The 23,190-nt window shown below is 45.6% G+C and carries 14 protein-coding genes; 11 read left to right on the top strand and 3 right to left on the bottom strand.

The window, feature by feature from the left end:
* Positions 1-445 precede the first annotated feature (445 nt).
* Together ACYVD4_RS09345 and ACYVD4_RS09340 are read left to right on the top strand one after the other, a co-directional pair.
* Entirely contained in the window at positions 446-1,123 is a 678-nt protein-coding gene (locus tag ACYVD4_RS09345; RefSeq protein ID WP_460944726.1) for a transposase family protein, read from the top strand.
* Between the two features lie 551 nt (positions 1,124-1,674).
* A complete protein-coding gene (locus ACYVD4_RS09340) occupies positions 1,675-1,971 on the top strand; it encodes a hypothetical protein (protein ID WP_460944724.1) in 297 nt (98 codons plus the stop codon).
* A gap of 502 nt (positions 1,972-2,473) precedes the next feature.
* On the opposite strand, the gene ACYVD4_RS09335 is transcribed toward ACYVD4_RS09340, so the two are convergent.
* Together ACYVD4_RS09335 and ACYVD4_RS09330 are read right to left on the bottom strand one after the other, a co-directional pair.
* Positions 2,474-2,836 (bottom strand): hypothetical protein, encoded by a 363-nt coding sequence (locus ACYVD4_RS09335; protein WP_460944722.1) that lies wholly within the window; start codon positions 2,834-2,836, stop codon positions 2,474-2,476.
* A 205-nt stretch (positions 2,837-3,041) separates the two neighbouring features.
* Positions 3,042-3,311 carry a YpsA SLOG family protein gene (locus tag ACYVD4_RS09330; protein WP_460944775.1) on the bottom strand — a complete coding sequence of 90 codons (270 nt, stop codon included), beginning with the start codon at positions 3,309-3,311 and terminating at the stop codon, positions 3,042-3,044.
* Positions 3,312-3,419: 108 nt separating this feature from the next.
* On the opposite strand from ACYVD4_RS09330, the gene ACYVD4_RS09325 reads away from it, so the two are divergent.
* Positions 3,420-3,632 (top strand): hypothetical protein, encoded by a 213-nt coding sequence (locus tag ACYVD4_RS09325; RefSeq protein ID WP_460944720.1) that lies wholly within the window; start codon positions 3,420-3,422, stop codon positions 3,630-3,632.
* Between the two features lie 254 nt (positions 3,633-3,886).
* Here ACYVD4_RS09325 and ACYVD4_RS09320 read toward each other — a convergent pair whose 3' ends face one another.
* Entirely contained in the window at positions 3,887-5,008 is a 1,122-nt protein-coding gene (locus ACYVD4_RS09320; protein WP_460944718.1) for a carboxylate-amine ligase, read from the bottom strand.
* 353 nt (positions 5,009-5,361) lie between these two features.
* Here ACYVD4_RS09320 and ACYVD4_RS09315 point away from each other — a divergent pair, with 353 nt between their 5' ends.
* The 8 genes from ACYVD4_RS09315 (at position 5,362) to ACYVD4_RS09280 (ending at position 23,183) form a co-directional block, all read left to right on the top strand.
* Entirely contained in the window at positions 5,362-8,619 is a 3,258-nt protein-coding gene (locus tag ACYVD4_RS09315; RefSeq protein WP_460944716.1) for a SusC/RagA family TonB-linked outer membrane protein, read from the top strand.
* Between the two features lie 42 nt (positions 8,620-8,661).
* Positions 8,662-10,107 (top strand): SusD/RagB family nutrient-binding outer membrane lipoprotein, encoded by a 1,446-nt coding sequence (locus ACYVD4_RS09310; protein WP_460944714.1) that lies wholly within the window; start codon positions 8,662-8,664, stop codon positions 10,105-10,107.
* A 20-nt stretch (positions 10,108-10,127) separates the two neighbouring features.
* Entirely contained in the window at positions 10,128-11,435 is a 1,308-nt protein-coding gene (locus ACYVD4_RS09305; protein ID WP_460944712.1) for an aminotransferase class V-fold PLP-dependent enzyme, read from the top strand.
* Positions 11,436-12,234: 799 nt separating this feature from the next.
* Positions 12,235-12,522 (top strand): hypothetical protein, encoded by a 288-nt coding sequence (locus tag ACYVD4_RS09300; protein ID WP_460944710.1) that lies wholly within the window; start codon positions 12,235-12,237, stop codon positions 12,520-12,522.
* 952 nt (positions 12,523-13,474) lie between these two features.
* A complete protein-coding gene (locus tag ACYVD4_RS09295) occupies positions 13,475-14,482 on the top strand; it encodes a hypothetical protein (RefSeq protein WP_460944708.1) in 1,008 nt (335 codons plus the stop codon).
* A 350-nt stretch (positions 14,483-14,832) separates the two neighbouring features.
* On the top strand, positions 14,833-17,952 hold the full coding sequence (locus ACYVD4_RS09290) for a SusC/RagA family TonB-linked outer membrane protein (protein WP_460944705.1): 3,120 nt from the start codon (positions 14,833-14,835) through the stop codon (positions 17,950-17,952).
* Between the two features lie 48 nt (positions 17,953-18,000).
* Entirely contained in the window at positions 18,001-19,614 is a 1,614-nt protein-coding gene (locus ACYVD4_RS09285; RefSeq protein ID WP_460944703.1) for a RagB/SusD family nutrient uptake outer membrane protein, read from the top strand.
* Between the two features lie 152 nt (positions 19,615-19,766).
* Positions 19,767-23,183 (top strand): LamG domain-containing protein, encoded by a 3,417-nt coding sequence (locus ACYVD4_RS09280; protein ID WP_460944701.1) that lies wholly within the window; start codon positions 19,767-19,769, stop codon positions 23,181-23,183.
* The last annotated feature ends 7 nt before the right edge of the window (positions 23,184-23,190 follow it).

The raw sequence follows: 23,190 nt of genomic DNA, 5'->3' as shown, positions 1-23,190 counted from the left end.
TATGGTAGAGCCAAATTAGATTTATTACGACAGCGAGTCCTCTATCGATATTCAACCACACAAAGTGCGTAAGAGCCTATTAACTGGACAGATTTTCTGAAAAGGTTGTGTCGTAAACTACCTGTGCATTCTCCCATTTTTGCTGGGGTGTTATAAACCCAATCGAACGGTGCAACTGGACTTGCTACTTTTTACTGGACAGATAAAGCTAAGAAACATCATCTGAAAAAAGAGGGTAAAATCAGAGAAACCCAAACCTTATCTCTATAAAATTATCTCAAAAATCGCTCCCAACTCAGACGGCAAAGATGTTCATGCATATGATCCAGAACTAGGTCGGATTTTAATTATTTCAATTATAGAGCGGATTCTTTATACTTGTTAACTATTCATGTGAATCAAGGGTTGAAAACGACAAACGTAGCGTGAGTGATAAGTTTGTATAATGCTACAACTACAACTCATTGCCCTCTACGACTACGTTTGCCGACACTATGCTACGCATCCGGCCCTGCATTTCCAACGACAGAGCAATAATTATTGCCCTACTTTTACTGATCAGGAACTGATGACCATCTACCTTTTCGGCTTGCTAAAGCACCGATTCAGCTTGCGGCTCACCTATGATTACATCGTTGAGCACTGGGCCGACTGGTTTCCCCAACTGCCGTCCTATCAGGCCGTCAACTACCGCCTTAACCAAATCAGTTGGCACTTTGAATCCCTACTTGATGCTCTTAGCCAGCACTTGCAAACCCGTTCTGATTTGCTGGCTGACGTAGTTTTAACCGATTCAGTACCCATTATTCTCTCGCGCCAACCTGCTTCGGCTACCGTAGCCTTGGGCCTAGCCGATAAAGGCTACTGCGCTACTAAAAAGCTGTTTTATCACGGTCTGAAGTGGCATATGCTGGCTACCGACCGCTTAGGCCGACTGCCACTCCCCCAGCGGCTGCACCTGAGGGCAGCCTCGGTTAACGACTTAACGGCGCTTCGGGTGCCGGTAGCGGCTCTTGAGTCGGTGGCTTTGGTGGGTGAGAAGGCCTATGCTAGTGCGCCCTTTGCGGCTGAGTTGGTTAGCCAACAGCAGGTGAGTTTTATGGACACCGGTCAAAAAAGCTAAAGGCCAGCGTCGACTGGATGCGGCTGAGAAGCTGTATTGGCGTTACGTGAGTAGCATGGGCCAGCCGGTGGAAAGTCTGTTCAAATGGCTCATTAACCGGGTTGATTTGCAGGACGGCAGTCGCATCCGCTCCGAAAAAGGAGTTTGGCTACATTGTTTAGGCCGTTTAGCGGCTGGCTTGTACGTCCTTGCTTTCTACTCTTGATTCACATTTTAAGTTCGTATTTACAATATATGCCGAGATATTTATGGTCACGCTATCTTTAACTCTGTTTCGTATTACAATGCTTGCTTGATACATTTTCTAGGAAGTCCCATAGTTAGATGGCCCAATTGGCAGGTCGTTTACTACTATGGAGTTAAGATGGCACGTTTGAACGAATCAACCTAGCTTTGAATCAATTAGATCGTAAGGAAATTGACAGAGAAGCTTTCCTCTCACATTGTTTATTGATACCTAGAGCGTTAAATGAGCCCTGATGCTCTTTGAGCGCGTCAATGTTGGTAAACGCCAACTTGTCGTTGACACGCAAAGTCGACTCTAGGTAGCTGTGGTTCACTCAGCCGATCAAGCCGACGGACCAGCAGCGGTTTCGCTGATTGGGTATCTGCTTTGGCGAGAGGGTGAGCGCCTAGAAAAAGTATATGGCGATCAGTCATATAATGGTGTTTTTGCCAAAGCATTAGTGATTGGAGCATTGATCGCTCCGGCGACCCAGTTTGAGAAGGCCTCGCTCCCTGAATCGGCTGAAGGGTTTGTGTCTGTTGCCAAACGCGAACCATTGTCTGGACAAATTACTTCCGTCGGATTGTCAAAGATTACGAGTACACGCTATTATCTTCGGTAAGTGAGCTGTATTTAGCTAATATTCAGATTATGCTTCAGCGAATCCAGCCTAATCCAAAAAGATAATTCCCAAACACATTTTTAAAATGTACTAACTTTTTCAAGAAGAATAAATTCTTGGTGATAGCTGGAAGTTTCGCTGCCACAGACCACCTGATTCCGTTGCCAATTGATCACCCTCTCATCACAGGGAAAATGAAGATAACTCGCTGATGAGAAGAAAAATAGAGTGGCCAATCTATCTCGAAATCATCTGGTTAGCCTCTGGCGGAATCAGGTGGTGAATTTTATCTTAATTACCAATCACGGGCTACACCCGCGCTTCGATTAGCTAAGACTGGGTTAGCCAGGCGGTTGTAGCAACAAACACAATTCAAAATTATACGTTGAGCAGCGAGGCCTAGGAATAGGAGAGAAGTGTCGATCTGGATAAACAAAAATCGGTTCGTCCGGCATCACCAACGTAATGACCGGACGAACCGATAGACTATCAGTCAGTCAACTTAACTGACCAGGAAATTGACAGCCTGTTTAAGCGTACGTTCGTTCTGAGTTTCCGGATCAGTATACGATCGTTCGCCTACCTCAATGGTAAGCTGTTTACCTAGTAGTTGTTTAGTATCCAAATCCTTCCCAGACTCAACAGGTATTCCCACTTCTTCGAACAGACTAATAATGGCTGGCATACCCGCCTGCGATTGATAGAATCGGTGCGATACATACCCCTCATCGTTTTCAAAGCGTACAGCAAAAAAGGGAATGTCTTTATATTCGCTTTTACCCTCGTCAATATGGGTAATAGTAACTAGCTGGCGACCATCGGCCAGAAGTGATTTCTCTTGCCCTTCTTTAACAGCAATTTTCATAACGTTATATTTTATTTGTATTATAAACTGAGTGGGTAGCGTGATTGTTTTTTGAAATAAGCTTAAATAATATGATTTATACGTATTTCTAGTAGGTTGTATGTTTTAGTTGTAATAGTATGGGGTGTGTTAATTCATATACAATTTGCTACGTTAATGCTAAATCGTATATGAATTAAGCAGCGCGTTGGTTAACACACGTCGATCAAATAGGTTTTTTTCCATGTACACAGATATCAAGTGTAAGTTTCATGCCTCCTGTTACGTTGCCGAAAATCATCGGATTGCTGGAAATTAATTCGCGTTCGGGGGGATATTTTGACGAGGTACGTTCCGAGAGTCCATAGTCCTGCAATCGCTCATCGGGGCCGTTTTTCGTTAGATAATCTCTAGGGGCAACACCACCGGTGGGTATGCCCAAAGATCGGGTAATCGCTAAGCCCATCTGGTCAATAACCGTCTGGCTACCAGCGATAATACGTTGTAACTGATACGTTCCATTTACGTGTTTTAATAGAATGAACGAAACAAATACTGGTTTGCCTGCTTATAGGAATCAAGGCATCAAGCTAACCTAAACTGTATGAGCAAGCTACGCAAAGACCGATCAGATATTCAGGTCGGCAATCTCGAAAAGAAACATAAACTGCCGGCGGGTACGATCCGCAATCCAGACCAGAGTGATGCTCGCTCGGATAAAGAACTCGGTACGTTGCAGCGCGAATTTGGCGAGGAGCTTACGGATAAAATGCTGGAACCAAACGCTGGGCAGACCCCGAAAAAAAGTGATAAATAATCAGCGCTACGTTTCAAGGTAAATAATGAATGGGCTGAAAGCGCGTTTATTAATTAATGAGCATGTTAGCACTGACGATAATACCGTCAGTGCTTTTTGTTGGTATTGTGTTGAAAGCGGATACGTTGGCGAAATTTTAGTAATACAATAACCTAGATTCCTCTTTATCGGGGTTATTTTCAGCAACACCGGCCTATTGGAGAATGAGTAGGCTTGGGAATCAAAGTCAGCAGGCAGAGGGGGCTTTTAATAGACTAGCTAACGACCGCTCCTATAGCCGTTTCCTGCACCAGCAAATCAACTACATCTTCCAGCTTACCACGCCGTTTGAAGGCTTCTCGCTGACGATCTGAACCACTTCCTCTTTTGAGGACCTGCTCGACTAAGCCCGAAATCTCATCCCAATCGTTGTATTCTTCCAGCGCAGTCCGAACGTAGCTTAGCAACTGATAAATCACCTCTGATGCCGCAACTGCTCGGCCCGCTCGAGGATCAATCAGTGATTGGGTTAAGCCGAAACGTGCCGCCTGCCATTTGACCGCCTGCAAAATTTCAGGCCGTATCGCCAGTAGCGGACTATTCGTCTGGGCTTCTAAAGCACAGGTTCGCGCTAATGCCCGCACTAGACCTGCTATTAAAACAGCTTCGTCGATGGTTAAACACACATCGGTGACACGAAACTCCAAGGTCTCAAAATGAGAAGAGGGGCGCACGTCCCAATAGATTTTGGACGCGTCAGCAATGCTACCCATAGCTGTTAACTCCTCGATCAGCCGGTCGTAGTCAGCTCGTGAATCAAAATGGTAGGGGATACCCGCCGTTGGCCAACGGCCCCAGATTTCGGTTCGAAAACTGGCGTAGCCCGTATCGTTCCCTAGCCAATAGGGCGAGTTACTAGCCAAAGCCACTAAAGCGCTTAACCAGGGTCGTACCCGATTCATCACCTGAATGGCCAATTCCCGATCGGGGATACCCACATGAATATGACATCCAAAGATGAGTTGTTCCCGGGTGAGCTGTTGAAAGTCGGTTTCCAAGCCCCTGTAGCGTTCGGTCGGTGTCAGTTTTTGATCCTGCCAATGGGAGAAGGGGTGCGTACCGGCAGCGACCAGTTGACTATCTGATTTTTGGGCTGAAGCAATGACCTGTCCTCGCAAAACCTGTAGCTCAAGTCGCACCTGCTGTAAGGTTTGGCAAATCGATGTGCCAATCTCAATCTGGGATAGATACATCTCCTGAGTAACCTGATCCCCCAGCGTTTGCTGGGCTTTATGCAAAATGGACTTCGCTCGGGAGCGAAGTTGTCGAGTTTGGGGATGGATGATCTGGTATTCTTCTTCCACGCCAAGGGTGAAAGCTTCCAGAGATAGAGACATAGGATGGTGATTTAAAGGGGCGCGCTGAGTAAAGTACCGTTCTGGTATGGGAGCTAATTTTAACGTATTGATTTAAGCCTTGACATGTAGCAATCGGAATCTGCTCTGGTTTATTCGGATGTTTTCTGAATGATTCATTTTTGGACAGATCATACGCAATTCGTACACAAAGTGCCCTTCAGGTTGTTAAAAAACGAATTTTATACTAATTAAGCTGGACCATTACAATAAACCCTTAAAACGAGAAAGTTAAAACGTAGTCACTTTGTTTAATAACAGGTGAAAACGCATACATTATGCGTTTTTTTTATGTAAAATTACCCAATCAAACTTTTAACATATAATCCTAAACCATGCGAAAAAATCTACTTAGTTGCTTTCTTATCGGTATTGGGTTATCGATTGGCATAATCGACGTTCAGGCGCAAACTCTGGACGTTTCTGGAAAAGTAGTGGATGAAACGAATGTTGCGGTGCCTGGTGCCAATATTTTGGTAAAAGGGAAAAATATTGGCACCAATTCAGCATCGGATGGTAGTTTCACCATTGCCATTCCATCTGGCGATCGAACCTTAATTGTGTCATCAATCGGGTTCAAAACGCAGGAAGTTGACGTATCGCCCGCCGTGACCAAGCTAATCATCAAGCTGTTACCGGATGTCAAAAGTTTGGGTGAAGTTGTCGTTACTGCGTTGGGCGTACAACGGAATACCCGTAATGTGGGCTACTCGGTTCAGCAAATCGACGGCAAAGCGATTCAGGAAGCCCGAGAAGTCAATTTTATCAATTCACTACAGGGCAAACTGGCAGGGGTACAGATAGGCGGTAATAGCGGGTCTATGGGCGGTTCGGCACGGGTCACAATCCGCGGCCTAAAGTCCATTTCTGGCAACAACAATGCTTTGTTTATCGTAGATGGCGTACCGATGGCCAATATGAACTTAAATTCGTATGGCACTACAGGTGGACAGGGTACAGGTGGTGGTGGCTATGATTACGGTAATCCCGCCCAACTGATTAATCCAAATGATGTTGAAAACATTTCAGTGCTGAAAGGTGCCGCAGCAACGGCCCTCTACGGTAGCCGTGGACAAAATGGCGTTATTTACATCACGACCAAAACGGGGAAAGGGTCCGGGAAAATTTCGGTGAATTACGATCTCAACATGCAGGTCGATCAGGTTTCCTATTTACCCAAGTTTCAGAATTTGTACGGCGGGGGTGGTAGTTCCGCATTCACCAAGTTATACGTCAATCAGAATCCGACCGGTTTTTTACCCGGTGGCGGTACGTACGATGATAACGATGGCAAAGGTAAATATGATCTGATTCCAGACTACGGAACCGATGAATCCTGGGGCCCTAAATTAGATGGTGCACTCGTTCGCCATTACTGGTCGTGGGATCAGGACCGAAACAATCCTAATTTCGGAAAAACCGCCCCCTGGAGTGCCCATCCCAACAACGCGAAGGATTTCTTTAAAACTGGTTTTACCTTTTCCAATAATTTGTCGGTTGCCAGTAGCACCGATCAGGGCTCTATCCGGTTTTCGCTTGGTCAGACGAATCAGCGCTTCATTTATCCCGGTAGCCAGCTCGGTCGGTTTTTTATGAGCCTGAACACTACGTATAAATTTACCGATAAATTCACGTTCAGCGGAGGTATTAATTATGTTCACGACGATTCCAAAGGCCGACCCGGTACGGGCTTCTTTGGGAACAACCCCATGCTTTTTTACGTCATGTTCGGGCAGCGGCAGATTGACGATGCGTACCTGAGAGAATACAAATACGCCGATGGCACCGAGCAGTCGTGGAACCGGACCGCCTGGAATATTCAGAAACCGGCCTTTACGCAGAACCCGTACTGGAACCAGTATGAAAGTTTTAATACCGATCAAAACAATCGCTACTTTGGTAATGCGGGGTTGACGTACAAAATTACCGATTGGCTTTCCACCGATGTGCGGGTCTTTTCCGATTATTTGAATCACCTGGATGAGGTCAGAAGTGCGAAAGGCTTTTTCGTTGGGTCGTATGCCAAACGGGTAGCTGTTTACAACGAAGCCAATTACCAGGCTACGCTGAACATCAATAAGACCTTGCTAGATTCTAAAATCAGCCTGGAAGGCGTTTTGGGGGGTAATATCCTGAGTATTCAATCGACGGTGGACGCCGGAACGACGAATGGTGGCCTTCAGAATCCGCTGGTGTATGTGCTGCAAAATTCAGTAACACCCGCAACCGTCTCGAACGAATATGGGAACCGGCAGACAAACTCCCTTTTTGCATCCGCTACGGTAGGCTACAAGCGGTTTTTGTATCTGACCGCTACCGGCCGGAACGACTGGGCCTCAACGCTGCAACAGACCGGCAACTTCTCCTATTTTTACCCGTCGATTGCTGGCTCGTTTATTTTCACGGATGTATTACCCAAGAGCAGTTGGCTTACGATGGGTAAAGCGCGTTTATCGTTTGCACAGGTCGGCAATGACGCCGTTCCGTATAACGTTTCCCGATACTATGACTACGTAGCACCGTTTAGTACGTACCCGCTGCAAAGCACATCGGATAAGCTATTCAATAGTAAACTCAAACCCGAGCTTTCGTCGGAGGTAGAAGGTGGGGTTGACTTCAAATTTTTCAATGAACTGCTAGGGTTAAATTTCACGTATTACGACCGCCGGACCAAAAATCAGATTTGGGATGTACAGGTACCCGCAGAAAGTGGTTTCTCAACGAAGATTGTCAACGGCGGAACCGTCCAAAACAAGGGCATTGAGGTGTCGCTCTCGGTTGCACCAATCACTACGCGAAATTTTAGCTGGCGAGCAGCGCTGAATTTTTCAAAAAACAAAAACACGGTACTTGACCTGAACACGGACAATATCCAGGGCATCGAGCGATTTATTATCGGTACGGAACGGCGCACCAATAAAGTGTCAATGGTTGCGCAGAAAGGTATGTCGCTGGGTACCATGCTAGGTACCGACTTTGTTTACGACGCCAGAGGAAACAAAACGGTCGGTGCCAACGGTACCTACAACGTAACGGCGGCTCCAGTGATCATTGGGGATGCTAATCCGGATTTTATCGGTGGCTTTTCCAATACGTTTAGCTACCGGGCACTCTATCTGTCTGCTCTTGTCGATTTCCAGAAAGGCGGTGATTTCTTTTCGTATACTAATTTATACGGTAATAAATCTGGCATGCTGCTGGAAACCGCCGAAAACGGTATCCGTGAAAATGGCCTGATCAATCCGGGTGTAAAAGCAGATGGTTCACCGAACGACGTAGTGGTCACAGCCCGTACGCACTTCAACGCTGATGGTGGTAACCGGATCAGTAGCGCCAACTTATACGATGGCAGCTTCATCTATCTGCGCGAAGTTCGGCTGGGCTGGAATTTACCGGAAACCTGGACGCAAAAAATCAAAATGCAGGGTGTACGGCTCACCCTGACAGGCCGCAACCTCTGGCTGATCAAAAGTAACGCACCGAATGTGGACCCCGCCAACATCACCAATTCAATCAGCAACCAGATTGGTTTTGAAGGGGGCGCTCTACCACCGGTCCGGAGTTATGGTGTCAATCTAAACGTGACTTTCTAATTAGTGCCCGTTCTGGCACGTAACATCATATCCTTAATCATAATGAAACGTATCACTATTTTTCTGCTGGCCCTCCTGTTCGTAGGTTCTACAGGCTGCAAAGATTTTGAAACTCTTAATACAAACCCAGCTCGTTCCAGCGAAACCCAGCCGGAGTTTCTGCTGGCCACCGCCCAGAAAAGAGCGGCCGATCTGATGTACGATTCGTATTTCAACGGACGTATCGGCATGGAGCTGTCGCAATTCTGGATGGGTACCGATAAAACATCCGACGGTCGGTACTTATTTACCAACGATGGTTTGTGGGCTGGACTCTACGCCGGGCCGCTGATGGATCTTCAGGAGATTCAAAATTACTACAATAGGCATCCGACAGAAGTTAATCCGCACGTACTGGCGGTGGCCGAAATAATGAAAGCCTGGCTGTTTCACGTCCTGACCGACGCTTATATCGATATTCCGTATTCACAGGCGCTCAAAGGGGATGACATTCCACAGCCAGCTTTTGACAAAGGCAAAGATGTATATGCCGGTCTGTTGGCTTCGTTGAAAAAGCAGGTTGATATTCTGCAGAACTCCACCGCAGGTCAGATTAGGGGTGACATTATTGCCAATGGTGATGCCAAACAGTGGGTCCGGATTGGTAATGCACTACGTATCCGTATGGCGTTGAGAACCGCTGACGTTCAGCCAGCAGAAGCCAAAGCCATAATCGAAGAAGCGGTGAAGAATACGTTAACCAGCGTTAGCCAGGACGCCTTCTTTCCCTATAACCTGACGGCGACAACCAGCCGCTTTCCATACAACGACGTAGAAAGACCATTGGTTGAATTTGCTGTGACTGCTACGTTGGTTGATTACATGAGGGCAACCAACGATCCCCGATTACCCATTTACGCCCGTCCCGACGAAACGAATGGTAAATACGTTGGTAAAATCTACGGTACGGAAGCCAATTCGCCGACAATGATCGGTTTATCCAAACCGGGCGTGATTGCTTACAGCGGTTCGGCCAAAGGCTATCTGATTACGTATGCAGAAGTTGCTTTTGCCAAAGCCGAAGCCGCTGCCCGTGGTATGAATGTGGGTACTGAAACGCCAGAGGATTTGTACAAAGCCGCTGTAACAGCCTCAATGACCCAGTGGGGTGTCACTGATGCAAAAACGGTCGCAACCTATCTGGAGAACGTACCGTATAAAGCAGGTACCTTTAAAAACGTGATTGGTACGCAAAAATGGCTGGCACTCTACATGCAGGGGCTGCAAGCCTGGATGGAACGATTGCGGTTAGACATTAAAAAACCGAATGGTGAAATTCTGTTCATCGATCCAGCCTCGGGAAGTCTGGACCCGGATGTAAAAGACGTACCCAAACGATTGAAATATCCAAGTGCAAGCCGGACCAGTAACGCCACTAACAGCGCTACAGCTGCTAACAACATTGGTGGCGATACGCAGGCTGTTAAGAACTGGTGGGATAGTTTATAAACTGACAAATACGTGTAAGTATGGCGCATAATCGTCGCAATTTCGTTAAAAAACTAGCTGTCGCTGGGAGTACGTTTTCCGTAAATGGTCTTCTGGAAACAGGGTACGTAGCCGACTTAGCGGCCGCTAACCAACGTGTACAACACCTTAGCCCGCTGGAAGTTGCTGCTGATGAAGACTATTGGCACACCATCCAGCAGGGCTATACAGCCTCGTCCTCCTCCATTATCATTCTGAACAATGGGGGTGTTTCCCCGTCGCCACTCGTTGTGCAGCAGGCTGTGGATCGCTACAACCAACTGATCAATCAGGGCCCTTCTTACTACATGTGGCGACTATTGGATCAGGGACGCGAACCGGTGCGTGAAAAACTGGCTTTACTGGCTGGTACGTTATCTGACGAGATTGCCATCAATCGTAACGCTACTGAAGCGCTGAATACGGTCATTTACGGACTCGATTTGGCGAAGGGTGACGAAGTGGTTGGAACCCTACAGGATTATCCCAATGTTATTCAGGCCTGGCGCCAACGGGCCCAGCGAGAAGGTATTGTATACAGGCAACTGAGTTTCAAATTCCCAATTGAAGACGACGAGCAGATTGTCCGCGAGTACGAAAAAGCCATTACGTCCAAAACCAAACTCCTTCACGTAACGCACGTCATCAACTGGGTTGGCCAAATCATGCCCGTGCAGAAAATTTGCCAGATGGCCCGCAAACACGGCGTTGAAGTACTAGTCGATGGAGCCCACTCGTTTGGCCTACTGGACTTTAAAATACCCGAACTGGGCTGCGATTATTTCGGAACTAGTCTACACAAGTTTTTATCCGCTCCGGTTGGTACGGGTATGCTTTGGATCAAAAAGGAAAAGATCGCTGCTATTTGGCCATTGCTCTGTAACAGCCAACCCAAAAGCAGCGACATTCGGAAATTTGAAACACTGGGTACCCGAAGTTTTGCTATTGAACAAGGCATTAACGAAGCCATCAATTTTCATAACGCCATCGGTAGTAAACGCAAAGAAGAGCGCGTGCGATACCTGAAAAATTACTGGGCTGAAAAAGCCCTAAAGCTGCCGGGCGTTAGCTTATCGACCTCGCTGAAACCCCAATTTTCCTGTGGCATTTGTGGGGTAAGTATCAAGGGCATGACGCCGGGTGAAGTAGAGGGAAAATTAATGGCTAAATATAAGATCAATACGTCGCCCACAGTTTGGGAAAACATTAGCTGTGTTCGGGTAACGCCCCATGTGTATACGACACTAGCAGATTTAGATAAGCTGGTGAACTCATTGGGCGAGATCATCGCAGAAAATAAGAAAGCCTAAACTATTCCTGTAGTAGGACAGATTTCGATTATCTATTCAAAAGCATGAATACGAGTGTTAACACATCAATTAATGGTTTTTGTCAGGGAAGGTAGATAGGCCTCCTGCCATCCTGCATCGTCAATTGGCTTTATTAGGGCTTCGATATGTCCTAACTGAAAATAATTGGAGGTTTTCATTGACTGTTTTCATTAATGCGTATTTTCTTTAAAAGTAACTCGTTAACTACACGATGTAATCCTTTTAGTTACTGAGGTTTGGCCTTTATCTGATAGAGAATGTATGCTTATTGAAGAAGAGGAGTATGATTTTAACAATAAATCAGGACTTAAAACATTACATAGTATCATTAAGAGTGTGTTGGGGAATTGCTAAAAGCTGAGTGCCGTGTCACCTTTGTATCGACCAAAATGCAAAGTAGTGACTAAACAGTTCTCAAAACTGACCGACTCCCAGTGGGTGCAATTCTCCCTTTTTTACAAAGGCAAGCGAAAGCACGACCTTCGAGTGGTCATAGACACGCTTTTTTGTTCATGCTTCGAACTAGTTTACAATGGTGTAACCAACCGTGACCCAACTAGCAAGCAGTTTACTACTACTTTGTCAAATGGAAAACCGATGGTATTTTAGATCGGGGAACCCAGAACTCAATCAAGTGGATCTTCTGGGAGAAGATCGAGAGAGTTTGCTTTCCATTTTGAGTATTGACAGTCAGATAGTTAAATTTTGACCTGTGATTTTTTAAGAGCGGGGTCTTGATGCCAATAAGAAAGTAAATAGACGTAAACGCCAATTGGTGGTGGATAGTGGCGTACGACTCTGGGCGGCTAAAGTCCATGCAGCTCATCTGGCCGATGGCCCAGCAAGCCTTTCGTTGGTCAGGGATATTCTCTACATTGGGGATCGTCTGAGAAAAGTCTATGGGATTCAAGCGTATAACGGTGTTTTTGCAACGGCTTTAGGAGAGTGGGATGTTGCTTTTGAGAAAACCACTCGACCTGAATCGGCTCTTGGTTTTGTGACAGTGGCTAAGGTTGGGTTGTGGAACGAACGGTTGTGTGGACCAACTTTTTTCGTCGGACAGTGAAGGACTACGAATGTACCGTATCTTCTTCTGTGAGTTGGTTGTTTTTTAGCTAATATCCAGTTGATATTACAGCGAATACCAGATTTGGACAAAACTTAATTTTCAAGTTCTAAAGTTATTGTGTAAAGAGATGTAAATAACTTGATACGTACGATCAATCTGTAGGTGCGTACTTGGTACCGAGTGATATCCTCTTATTTGTTCAAACTCTTACTGAATCTGTAAATTGTCTGGTGTTTAAAACCTTGTCGATTTACTAAAGTGATTATCCAACTATGTAATGTATATGGATTTAAAAATAAGGAAGTTATAGAAAGCACGTGCGGTTCACCCTAGATCAGAATAAGAGCGGATAGTCAAGGTTTACTTTTTTCAAGAATTTTTATAAAATATTGCTTTTTAGATTTTAGGTATTTACATTTGAATCGAATTAAGTTAGTGCGTTAAGGGTAATAGTTATAAGTACTAACTTATATTCTTGATAATCAATTGTATTAGCTAGGTGATTGGCATTCTACAAGGCTATTATTTCGAATTGAAAAGCGCTTGCCTGAATCGGCATTGTATCTTTTTGGGCAACCAGATGCTTTCTTTGTTGAATGCTTAAATTTCTACCCAAAAATAAGTAACTGAAAATCTTAAAAGGCTTATAAGTCGTACCTGATTACTTATGAACTTGATGGTTAATAACTAACTTGTCGCAAGTGCAATCCTTCAGGTGTCAATTTATTATAGGTGAAGCCACTTATGCTTATGGTAGACACGTAAAAAAGGTTACTGCATCGCCGAATTATAAACATTAACCAGGATAAGAAATCCTAGTACTGCCATGAAGTGCTATAGCTGATATGTGTTAGTATTCTCTTAGCCTTTTCAAAGCAACATCAACGAAAAAACGCTATTTTTTTGCCTCAATCATACTTAGTGCGTTAAGACTTTAATAAAGGAACTGATGCTAGATCCTATACCAAACGTGAGTCAGGTAAAAAGAAAGCCCATCATTGAGATGCGAAAAGTCGGCTTATTTGGGGCAGGTTATTCTAAGTGCTGGCGTCAGTTTGCTGGTTCGTCGGAGGAAATGCAACACAAAAAAGTAGCCTTCATCCAAAAAATAGAAACGGGTTCTCTGGTTGACATTGTCAATTTTGGCCACATCGATGGTGTTCATAAGGCGTATATCCTCATTCCGAAATTAAATGCAGCCAACTTGGATCTTATATTTTGTAAAAAGAACACATATACTTCCATTAGTACGTCTGAGGCAGCGATCAGGCACATAAACATCCCAGTCGTTCTAGTGGCATTGCAACCGGACAACGCGATGTATTATTCGCCTGATACTACCTCTATACAACGCTTCAATGATGACATTTGCTCATGGAGCGAATTCGCGGGTTACGTAGTTCGAATAGAGAAGAAAATGCCTGACTTGATTATCGGTACTTTATTTGATGATCCGCAGACGGATGCCCAAATCGAGAATTACTGTCGAATCGCAGTGGTATTGCATGATCTGAAAACGGGGACCAGAGAAACCGTTGATTTGGAGAAATTAATTGTCAACAAAAAACTGGACGGACTTGTCTGTTGTTATGAAGTGCCTCCAGACTGCAAGGCGCAAACGATCCTGTCCAACTTTATTGAGGAAAATTCACTGCTTACTGGTCCAGGAATTTCAATTGATACGGAGTCTAATTTGAAAACCTGCTTTGCCATGTTGATCATGGAACGTATAAGGATATACGGTAGCGTTCCGGAGTTCCATCCCGTCGATTGTAAGGGGAAGAATGTGCTGATAGGTCACACTAGTCCTCTCAACGTAGCAACTGCCCGGAGGAAAGCTGTTTTTAGGAGCCCAACCAAGCATCGAGGGAAATCAGGTATTGATAAGGGTGTCGAATTGATGATTAGGGAGGGGCCAATCACAATGTTACCTATCAGCTCTACATTTGATGGATAAATCTACGTTATAATCCCAGAGGGTCAAGCTGTTGAAGGCCTTATCCTGCCAACTGACAATACCAATACGAGAAGCTTTTCAACCCGGACGTTCGCACATTTTCACAGCGATGGATTAACGACAACGCATTACTTGGCGTTAGGTGTGGGACACCATGCCCAAACGATTGCTGAACTTGCCAACTAGCTCAATATCGAAGCTATGATTATCATACAGGATTGACAGCTTAGCTGCTCAACGTAGCCATTCATGATGAATAAACCTGAAACATACCTAGCGCATGTGAGTGGTCGAATTATGTCCTTGCCTTACCTGAAACTCTTATACTAAACCGTACTAATCAATTCAACATGAGACAAATCGTATACCAAAAATGGGTACTGTTTCTTTACTGTACCCTGACCAGCCTGTTGCTTTGCCTCAACGCGCAGGCCCAACAGCAACAGAAGGTGAAGATTACCGGGAAAGTCGTTTCTAAAGAAGATGGGCAGCCACTTATTGGGGCAACGATTGCAGAAAAGGGAACCACTAACGGAGCTACGACAGATGCAAATGGCAATTTCAGAATAGACGTTACGTCGAATGCAACAATCGTAGTAAGCTTTATTGGGTATATTTTTCAGGAAGAGAAAATAGGAAATCGATCGGTACTAACGGTAACGCTGCAACAAGATACGCAGCAATTAACCGATGTGGTGGTTGTAGGGTATGGCACTCAGAAAAAAGAAAGTCTCACGGGGGCAGTTTCCACAATTAGTGCGAAAGAAATTGAAAACAGGCCTGTCTCTAACGTAGCATTGGCCCTTCAGGGACTTTCACCTGGGTTATCCATAACACGTCAGACGGGCCAGCCAGGAAGCGAGGGGATCGATATTCAGGTTCGGGGAGCAAGTTCTGCCAATGGTAATGTGGCTCCGCTTGTCGTTGTTGATGGGGTAATCAGTCCGGGCGTGGCACTTGAAACCCTCAACCCCAATGATATTGAAAATATAAGTGTACTGAAAGATGCGGCTGCTGCTGCCATTTATGGGGCTCAGGCGGCTGGTGGCGTAATTCTGGTTACGACCAAGAAAGGAAAAGAAGGTAAGACCGTTTTTGAGTATTCGTCTATCGTGGGTGTGGACTGGGCCATCAACATACCTAAGAAGCTCGAAACATGGGAAGAACTTGACTACAACAATCTTGCTCGGAAAAACTCAGGTACAGCGCCAGGCTTTACCGATGAGATGATTCAGATATTGAAAGAAGGGAAGATTCCGTACCGCATTCTCGCTACGGATACCACGCAGTATCAATATTTCAGTACACAAAGTACGATTGATCAGATCTTAAGAAAATCGACCATTAACCAGACGCATAATATTACCGCTCGTGGAGGTACAAACAAGCTGAATTTTCTGGCATCCGTAGGCTTGTACGATAAACAGGGGATAGCTAAAGTTGGCCCCGATCAGAATCGTCGGTATAATTTCCGGTTTAATGTTGGCACCCAATTAACCAAACATCTTTCGCTCGATTCACGGATAAATTATACCATAACGCAACAACAGGCCGCCCCTCAGGGCACAAATGGGGATGGCGCGTTACTGTTTAATCTGTACCGTAATAATAATCTTACGCCTTTATTGACGCCAGAAGGCCGGTATACAAACGCGGCTGGCGGTATCTATGCGATTCTAAATGAAGGCGGCTACAACAATTATAACCGGAATATTCTGGATGGCGTTTTTACCGCTACGTTGGCAAACTTTGCAAAAGGGCTCAGTATACGCGCCGTCTACGGCACACAGTTCAATCGGGGAGACCGGGCTGTTTTCGTCCGTTCGGTGGATACCTGGTTTAGAACCCGAATTAGTCAAACTCTCAATCCAACCAATGGATATACCGTTACCAAAGACTACTCAAACAGCAATAATCTTCAGTTTCTGGCCGATTATGATTACTCGATTGGGCTAAAACATAAGTTTCATCTACTGGGAGGTTACCAATGGCAGGATCAACGATCTGAGTCCATAGGGTCAGGCGTGAGTGCACTTGTGAATAACAATTTACCCGCGTTGGGCCTTGGAGACCCAACTACTAAAACAAGCACCCAAACCATTTCAACATTCGCCTTCCAATCCTATTTCGGTCGGTTCAATTACAGCTATGCCGACAAATACCTTTTCGAAGCTACATTCCGGTTCGATGAGAGTTCGCGGTTGGCCCCCGGATTACGAACAAAATTCTTCCCATCCTTGTCTGGCGGATGGAATCTGCACCGCGAATCCTGGTTTTCTCTTCCCGTTATTTCGCAGTTTAAACTCCGAGGGTCGTGGGGCCGACTGGGAGCAGCTTCGGGCATTGGTCTGTACGATTATCTGGCGTTGCTCACCCAGCGAACAAACTTAGTACTGAGTTCCCCAGAAGTAAAAACCGCCTACTACGCTCAATTGGCGGTGCCATCCTCTCAGTTATCGTGGGAGACTATCGAAACAACAAACGGTGGGGTAGATGTTGGCCTGTTTAAAAACAAGCTATCACTGACATTTGATTATTACGTAAAGTATAACAACGATATGCTCGCGGTTATTCAGTTGCCGTCCACCTTCGGTATTACAGGCCCGAGAGTAAACAATGGGAAGTTGAAATCGTGGGGGTGGGAAACTGAAGTAAAATTCCGTGACCGGATCGGGAAAAAACTCTCCTATTCAGTAGCCCTCAATGTCTCAGATAACCAAAATCGACTGATCTCCTTTTCAGGTCGACGGGTTATTTCTTCCGGACTCGTCTCTGCGCTTGAAGGATACCCGTTAAATTCGATTTGGGGGTACCAGACAGACGGTTATTTCCAGACGTTGGATGAGGTGAAGGCTGCTGCTTTTCAGGATAGTAGAACTGGCGCGGGCGACATAAAATATGTGGATATAAACGGCGATAAAAAAATCACTGTAGGTAAAGGAAGCATAGACGATTACGGTGATCTGGTAAATCTTGGGACAACACAACCCCGTTACCTGTTTGGCGCTAATTTGTCGGTACAGTGGCAAGGGTTTGACTTTACCGCATTTTTTCAGGGCGTAGGCAAACGGAATTTCCTTACCTCGTCCATCTCACTTGACCCTGTACTACGTGCTGGCTACTTTCCTCTGGCTATCCACCGCGATTACTGGACCCCGGAAAACCCCAACGCTGCCTGGCCACGTCCGTTCGTAAACGCAACGCATAATTTTTTACCCTCCGACCGATGGGCGCTCGACGGCCAATATATGCGACTGAAAAATCTTCAAGTAGGCTATTCTCTCCCAACGTCTCTTCTCAGTAAGCTGAAAATTGCCAGAGCCAGAATCTATTTTACCGGGCAGGATCTGCTCACGTTTTCGAAGCTGGGCTTATTCAAAGGGTATTTCGATCCCGAACAACGTAACGGTGTATCAGTCGATTACCCTTACTTCGCCACCGTTGCTGCTGGACTTAATCTGACATTCTGATCATCACCTATCTGGGATTTTATAGACTCATTCAAACGCATTACAGTGATGAAAAAGACAATAAACTATCTGATTTGCGGAGCCCTGATTCTTGGCTCCCTATCCTGTGAAGTCGACCGTTTACCCGAAACGCAAATAACGGATGCTTCTTTCTGGAACACGGAAAAAGATATTCGTGAGGGTTGTAATTACCTCTATTCGTTCCTGACGGATTATCCAAATCAGCTGCCTCTGGAAGAGGTCTGGTCGGATAATGCGTATGGCGGTACGCCCGACAATACCAGTGATGGCACCAGACTGGCACCTGCTACGTCGGACTACTACACCCTGCCGTATCAATTGATTCGGGCGGCCAATAATATTCTCGAAAAAGCGCCAAGGGCAAACGTAACGCCAGCCGTACGAGATCGGTATTTGGCCGAGGCTCTTTTCTTTCGTGCTTTTGCCTATTGTCAACTCGTCCAAAAATATGGATCAGTACCCCTAATCCTGAAAACGCTGACTGAGATCTCCCCGGAGTTAACCCAGCCAGTTTCACCAAGGCAGGTAATCATGAACCAGATTTATGCTGATCTGGACGTAGCGGCTACCAATTTGCCAACGTATTCACAGCTCGGAGCCGCCAATTATGGCCGAGTTGCCAAATCGACCGCACTCGCGTTGAAAGCAAGAATTGCTCTTTTCGAAGGAACGAGGGCGAAATTCCATAAGGACGGCGACGCGACTAAACACCTACAACTAGCCGTTGATGCTTCCAAAGCCATTATTGATAGTAAACAACACAGTCTATTCTCGCGCTACTTTACCTTGTTCCAGTATGAAGGAGAAGGATTTGCCAATAAGGAAGTGATTTTGGTAAAGCAATATGGGGCGAGCACCAATAATATTGTATTGACCCATTTGTTTCCAGAGCGAACTGTAAATGGCTGGTTATCCTTAACCAAAAGTTTGGTCGATAGCTACTTAATGAAAGATGGACTTCCTATCTCCAAATCACCGCTCTATAAAGCACCATTGGCCTCAACAGACGTATTCACGGATCGAGATCTCCGTTTGAACGAAACCGTATTCAAACGAGGTGATCCATACGCGGTTAACACTACGTATACCGTGCCTTTAGCCGCTCACAAAACTGGATTTGGTACTAAAAAGTATTTCAATGCAGCGGACGTAGTCACACGGCAGGGAATGATTGACTGGATTTTTATACGCTATGCCGAAGTACTGCTTACCTACGCCGAAGCAAAGTATGAAATCGATGGAACTATATCGGATGCAGATCTTGATCTGACAATTAATGCGCTACGTGTTCGGGCACAAGTTGCCAAACTATCCAATGCATTTGTCAATGCTAATGGCCTGGATATGCGCGAAGAAATCCGCCGGGAAAGACGGGTGGAACTTGCCATCGAAAATCTAAGGTATTGGGACTTGATCCGCTGGAAAACGGCAGAGGTAGAGTTGCCAAAGCCACTGTTGGGTAGCTACTATTTTGAAAAGGAATACGGAAAAGATACGCCGGTTCAGGTAGACAAGGACAACTTCATTGTTGTGCAGGCCGCTTCTTTCCGCCGTTTTGATCCGGCCAAGGACTATCTGTGGCCGTTCCCCGTCAACGAAATCGGGCTAAATCCCACGTTGAAACAAAATCCGGGTTGGTAGAAGTTGGGTCTATTGTTTAAACACAATCCGCAAATAAATAATGAGTAAAATCCTACTAGTAAGGATTTTACTCATTAGGGACTCCTATGCCTTTCTCATGCAAAAATGGGCAAGAACCTTTGCCAAAACCTGATCAATAAAACCAAAAGCATATGAACTATCCGTATGAAGCGCGGGCTATTACAGCTCTCCGATGGAAAGGATTTTATCCCTACTTCACCCTGCTGTTCACATTTCTGTTTCCACTTTTCTTTACCTCCCTGTCTTTTGGCCAACTCAACAAAGAGGCTAATGCATCAGGAGAAGCGAAAAAGAAACTTTTCTATTTGTCGTTTGATCAGGGGTTTAACGTAGCAGACGGCCAATCACCCCTTAACAGCGAAAATCTCCCCGAATTGACAGATGGCCTGATAGGAAAAGGAGCCCTGTTTTCAAACGGTCAATTTCTGAACTACGTAGCGGGAGGAAAATTGAATCCCTCAAAGGGATCTATTTCACTTTGGGTTAAAAATCCTTCAGAAAACAACAGTGCCACTACGTTCAACGGACGTAGGTATTTATTTTCTGTGGATGGCAAAGACGTCACCAGCGGGCTGCTTTCAGCGGGTATTTTACCCGATTTTGGTACGTTCCTGGAAACGGGGAAAGATCAAAATCGCAATAATGTTATTTATTCATTGCCTGTTTACACCCTGGAAAAGGTAAATAAGTGGCATCAGATTACCTATACCTGGGATTACACCAGAGGCATAAAGATATTCGTAAATGGTAGTCTGGTCCTGAATAAATTAACGCCAAAATTACCGGTGCCAAATCAGGAAGCGTTTTTCGTGGGTGGCACCCCCACGTCGAAACAGCATTTGCCGCTGGTGCTCGATGAGTTTTCGATCTTTAATTATGAGTTGAACGAACAGGAAGTTTGGGATTATTATATAAAATCAGGAGGAACCGTTCAAACTGAAACGACCTTACTAGATCCTTTTAAAGAGGTTGGCGACAAACAATCTGTTCCTGTACTTTTTGTAAACCGTGATCATAAACCGGTCAGCATCACATCAGGCGAATTTCTGGTATCGACTACGCAAAACGCAAAATTGCAGGCCGGTAAGATCAACAACATGTCCCTTGCCGCCCAAAGCCGGTCTACAGTGAATCTTCCGATAGGGCCGATTACCAAACCCGGTAATTATCTGTTGACCGTGAAATACAAAGACAATGGTCGTTCGGTTGCTCATTCCGATACCATCGTTGTTTTGGAACCGTATAAACCAAACGATGCCACTACGTCCAAAGTGGAAGCGATTCAATCGATTGACCTGGCTAGCGTTGCTCCTCTGACTGAATCTGTTAAGACATCGGTCGTCCATTCGGAATTGGGTAACTATCGGGAGGCAGGTAGTATGAAAAATGATCGGTTTGTGGTCAGCTTCTCAATCAAAGATGTAGGTGCATTGCACGAAGCTATTATCCGCTATCCTGATGATAAGACACGGGCGATGGAAATCGTGCTGCAGGACATGAATGGGTTTCGCGACTATCAGGCCCAAACCGGCGTATTAACGGGTAATGAGTATGGCCTCAGTGGTAAAATGAAGGAACTTCGTTTCTTATTCTGGCCACGTTCCGAGCAGCAGTCGATTATTTTCATGACCGAATTAAATGGCCAGCCTGCTGCCGTAAAAGACATTCAAATCAATAGGCTGAATCAACTTACACCCCTAGCTGTAAACGCTGTTTCCAACGAAAAAACGCCGGGTAGAGAAATTGGCTTGTATTATGAAGATCCTGTAATACATCGGAATTTCGGCACTGGTAGTGACCTGAAGGGATTCTCAGATGCATCCACAAAACTCCTCGATTACATGGGTTCGTTCGGGCAAAACACCCTTCATTATCCGGTTGTCTGGTATGGCGGGCCGCTCTATGGAACAGAGGCTGAGCGTTATGAACCTGATCTTTACAGCGGGCAGGGAGGACAGCGTCCGCATCCGCATGGGTATGTAAGGTATCTGCTTAAACGGTTGCACCAGCGAGGTATGAAGTTTAATGCAGGATTGCATATACACACCCTGCAAAGTCTTGAAGATATTGCCATTACCGACAGGACAAAAATCGACGCAGGGCAGGAAACGGTTTTGAACGTCAAAGGGAATGGTGAGGTTTGGTATGGTAAATTTCACGGCTCCGATCCCTCGTATAATCCGCTGGACAAACGGGTGCAGGGCGCTGTGAAAACTATCGTCAGAGAAATTGGCCAACGGTATGGTCAGGAGCCTGCCTTCACCGGGGTTACGTTGACCATAGCCAGAGTTAAGCTTTTTGGGTTTGGCTCGATAGAATCCGGTTACAATGATGTAAACCTGAACGACTTTCAGCGGGAATCAGGTATCACAATTCCGGTTTATAAGCCCGGAAAAGAGAGCCGTTATTCGGATAGTTACAAGTGGCTGATGAACAATGCTCAGGCTCGGGAAGCGTGGATAGACTGGCGTTGTAAAAAAATGCACGATCACTACAAGGATCTCGCGGATGAATTAGCTCGCTTCGGGAAAGATATCAAGCTGACGTTAAGCGTGTTTGTTGGGTTTGCGATCTATAACCAGCTTTCCCACTATTTGGATGAATCAGCTTTGGACGCCCTTCGTGAATCGGGTATGGACCCACGCCTTTATACACAGGACAGCAATATTGTTTTGGGCTTTACGCAGGTTCCCGCCGATTTGCGGTGGAGGCTATCCCAAAACTATAAAGCGGTAAATATCGAATCAACCAGAACCGTGTTTCTGGCACCGGAAGTTATTAAAGCATTCGCCGCAAAACAGCAAACGGAAGTAACTATTCATGATCGATACTGGGAAGATCCCATTGGCAAAACAAAACCGCTGGCAGGGCTTGTCGGTAAGAACGGTATCGGCGAACTGACCTGGCGCGTATCGACCTTGAATGCGACTGATTTTCATAGCCTTGAGTCTTATGTTGCGGCTTTAAATAATTCGGATGCGCTACGTATTACCAAAGGGGGTTTCCTGATTGGTACGTATGGAATGGAAGATCATCTGGCCGAATTTAGTAAAGCTTTTCGAGCGATTCCGGCGGTAAAATTTGACGACGTAGCATCGGTAGAAGATCCTGTTCGGGTGAGGCAGGCAATCGTTAACGGAAAGCGTTATTACTACGTCCTGAATCGTTTGCCGGTACCGCTTCAATTAACATTGACATTGTCGGGCGATGGAAAAGTTGCCGAACCGGCAACTGGAAAAGAATTCGTCCTTTCGAAAGAACAGCCCTTGGCATTGAAACCCTATGCGTTACTGGTTTTTCAAAGTGATAACCCTGACCTGAACGTAACGGGTGGGACTATTAAGCCGGGTCCCTGGATGAAAACAATCGAGGCAAACCTTAATGACGTAACGTCGACCATCAATTCGACGCAGGCAGATGTGATAGCGCCGTTTAAACCTTACTATCAGAAGGCCCTTGACTGCCTGAAAAATGGGCAGTATGCCCGGCTGCATTTCCTGTTGCAGGAAGGGTGGGTAAAAGATATTGAGCGAGCGGCCAATCCATAGCAGATAC

It is taken from the genome of Spirosoma daeguense (assembly GCF_054776875.1).
The sequence above is the reverse complement of the archived record's forward strand: the minus strand, read 5'-3'. Positions and strand labels throughout refer to the sequence as shown.

Coding starts and splice junctions, on each gene's coding strand:
- ACYVD4_RS09315 (WP_460944716.1), top strand. CDS start 5,362: ATGCGAAAAAATCTACTTAGTTGCTTTCTTATCGGTATTGGGTTATCG.
- ACYVD4_RS09305 (WP_460944712.1), top strand. CDS start 10,128: ATGGCGCATAATCGTCGCAATTTCGTTAAAAAACTAGCTGTCGCTGGG.
- ACYVD4_RS09280 (WP_460944701.1), top strand. CDS start 19,767: ATGAACTATCCGTATGAAGCGCGGGCTATTACAGCTCTCCGATGGAAA.
- ACYVD4_RS09335 (WP_460944722.1), bottom strand. CDS start 2,836: ATGAAAATTGCTGTTAAAGAAGGGCAAGAGAAATCACTTCTGGCCGAT.
- ACYVD4_RS09295 (WP_460944708.1), top strand. CDS start 13,475: ATGCTAGATCCTATACCAAACGTGAGTCAGGTAAAAAGAAAGCCCATC.
- ACYVD4_RS09310 (WP_460944714.1), top strand. CDS start 8,662: ATGAAACGTATCACTATTTTTCTGCTGGCCCTCCTGTTCGTAGGTTCT.
- ACYVD4_RS09345 (WP_460944726.1), top strand. CDS start 446: ATGCTACAACTACAACTCATTGCCCTCTACGACTACGTTTGCCGACAC.
- ACYVD4_RS09325 (WP_460944720.1), top strand. CDS start 3,420: ATGAGCAAGCTACGCAAAGACCGATCAGATATTCAGGTCGGCAATCTC.
- ACYVD4_RS09285 (WP_460944703.1), top strand. CDS start 18,001: ATGAAAAAGACAATAAACTATCTGATTTGCGGAGCCCTGATTCTTGGC.
- ACYVD4_RS09320 (WP_460944718.1), bottom strand. CDS start 5,008: ATGTCTCTATCTCTGGAAGCTTTCACCCTTGGCGTGGAAGAAGAATAC.
- ACYVD4_RS09290 (WP_460944705.1), top strand. CDS start 14,833: ATGAGACAAATCGTATACCAAAAATGGGTACTGTTTCTTTACTGTACC.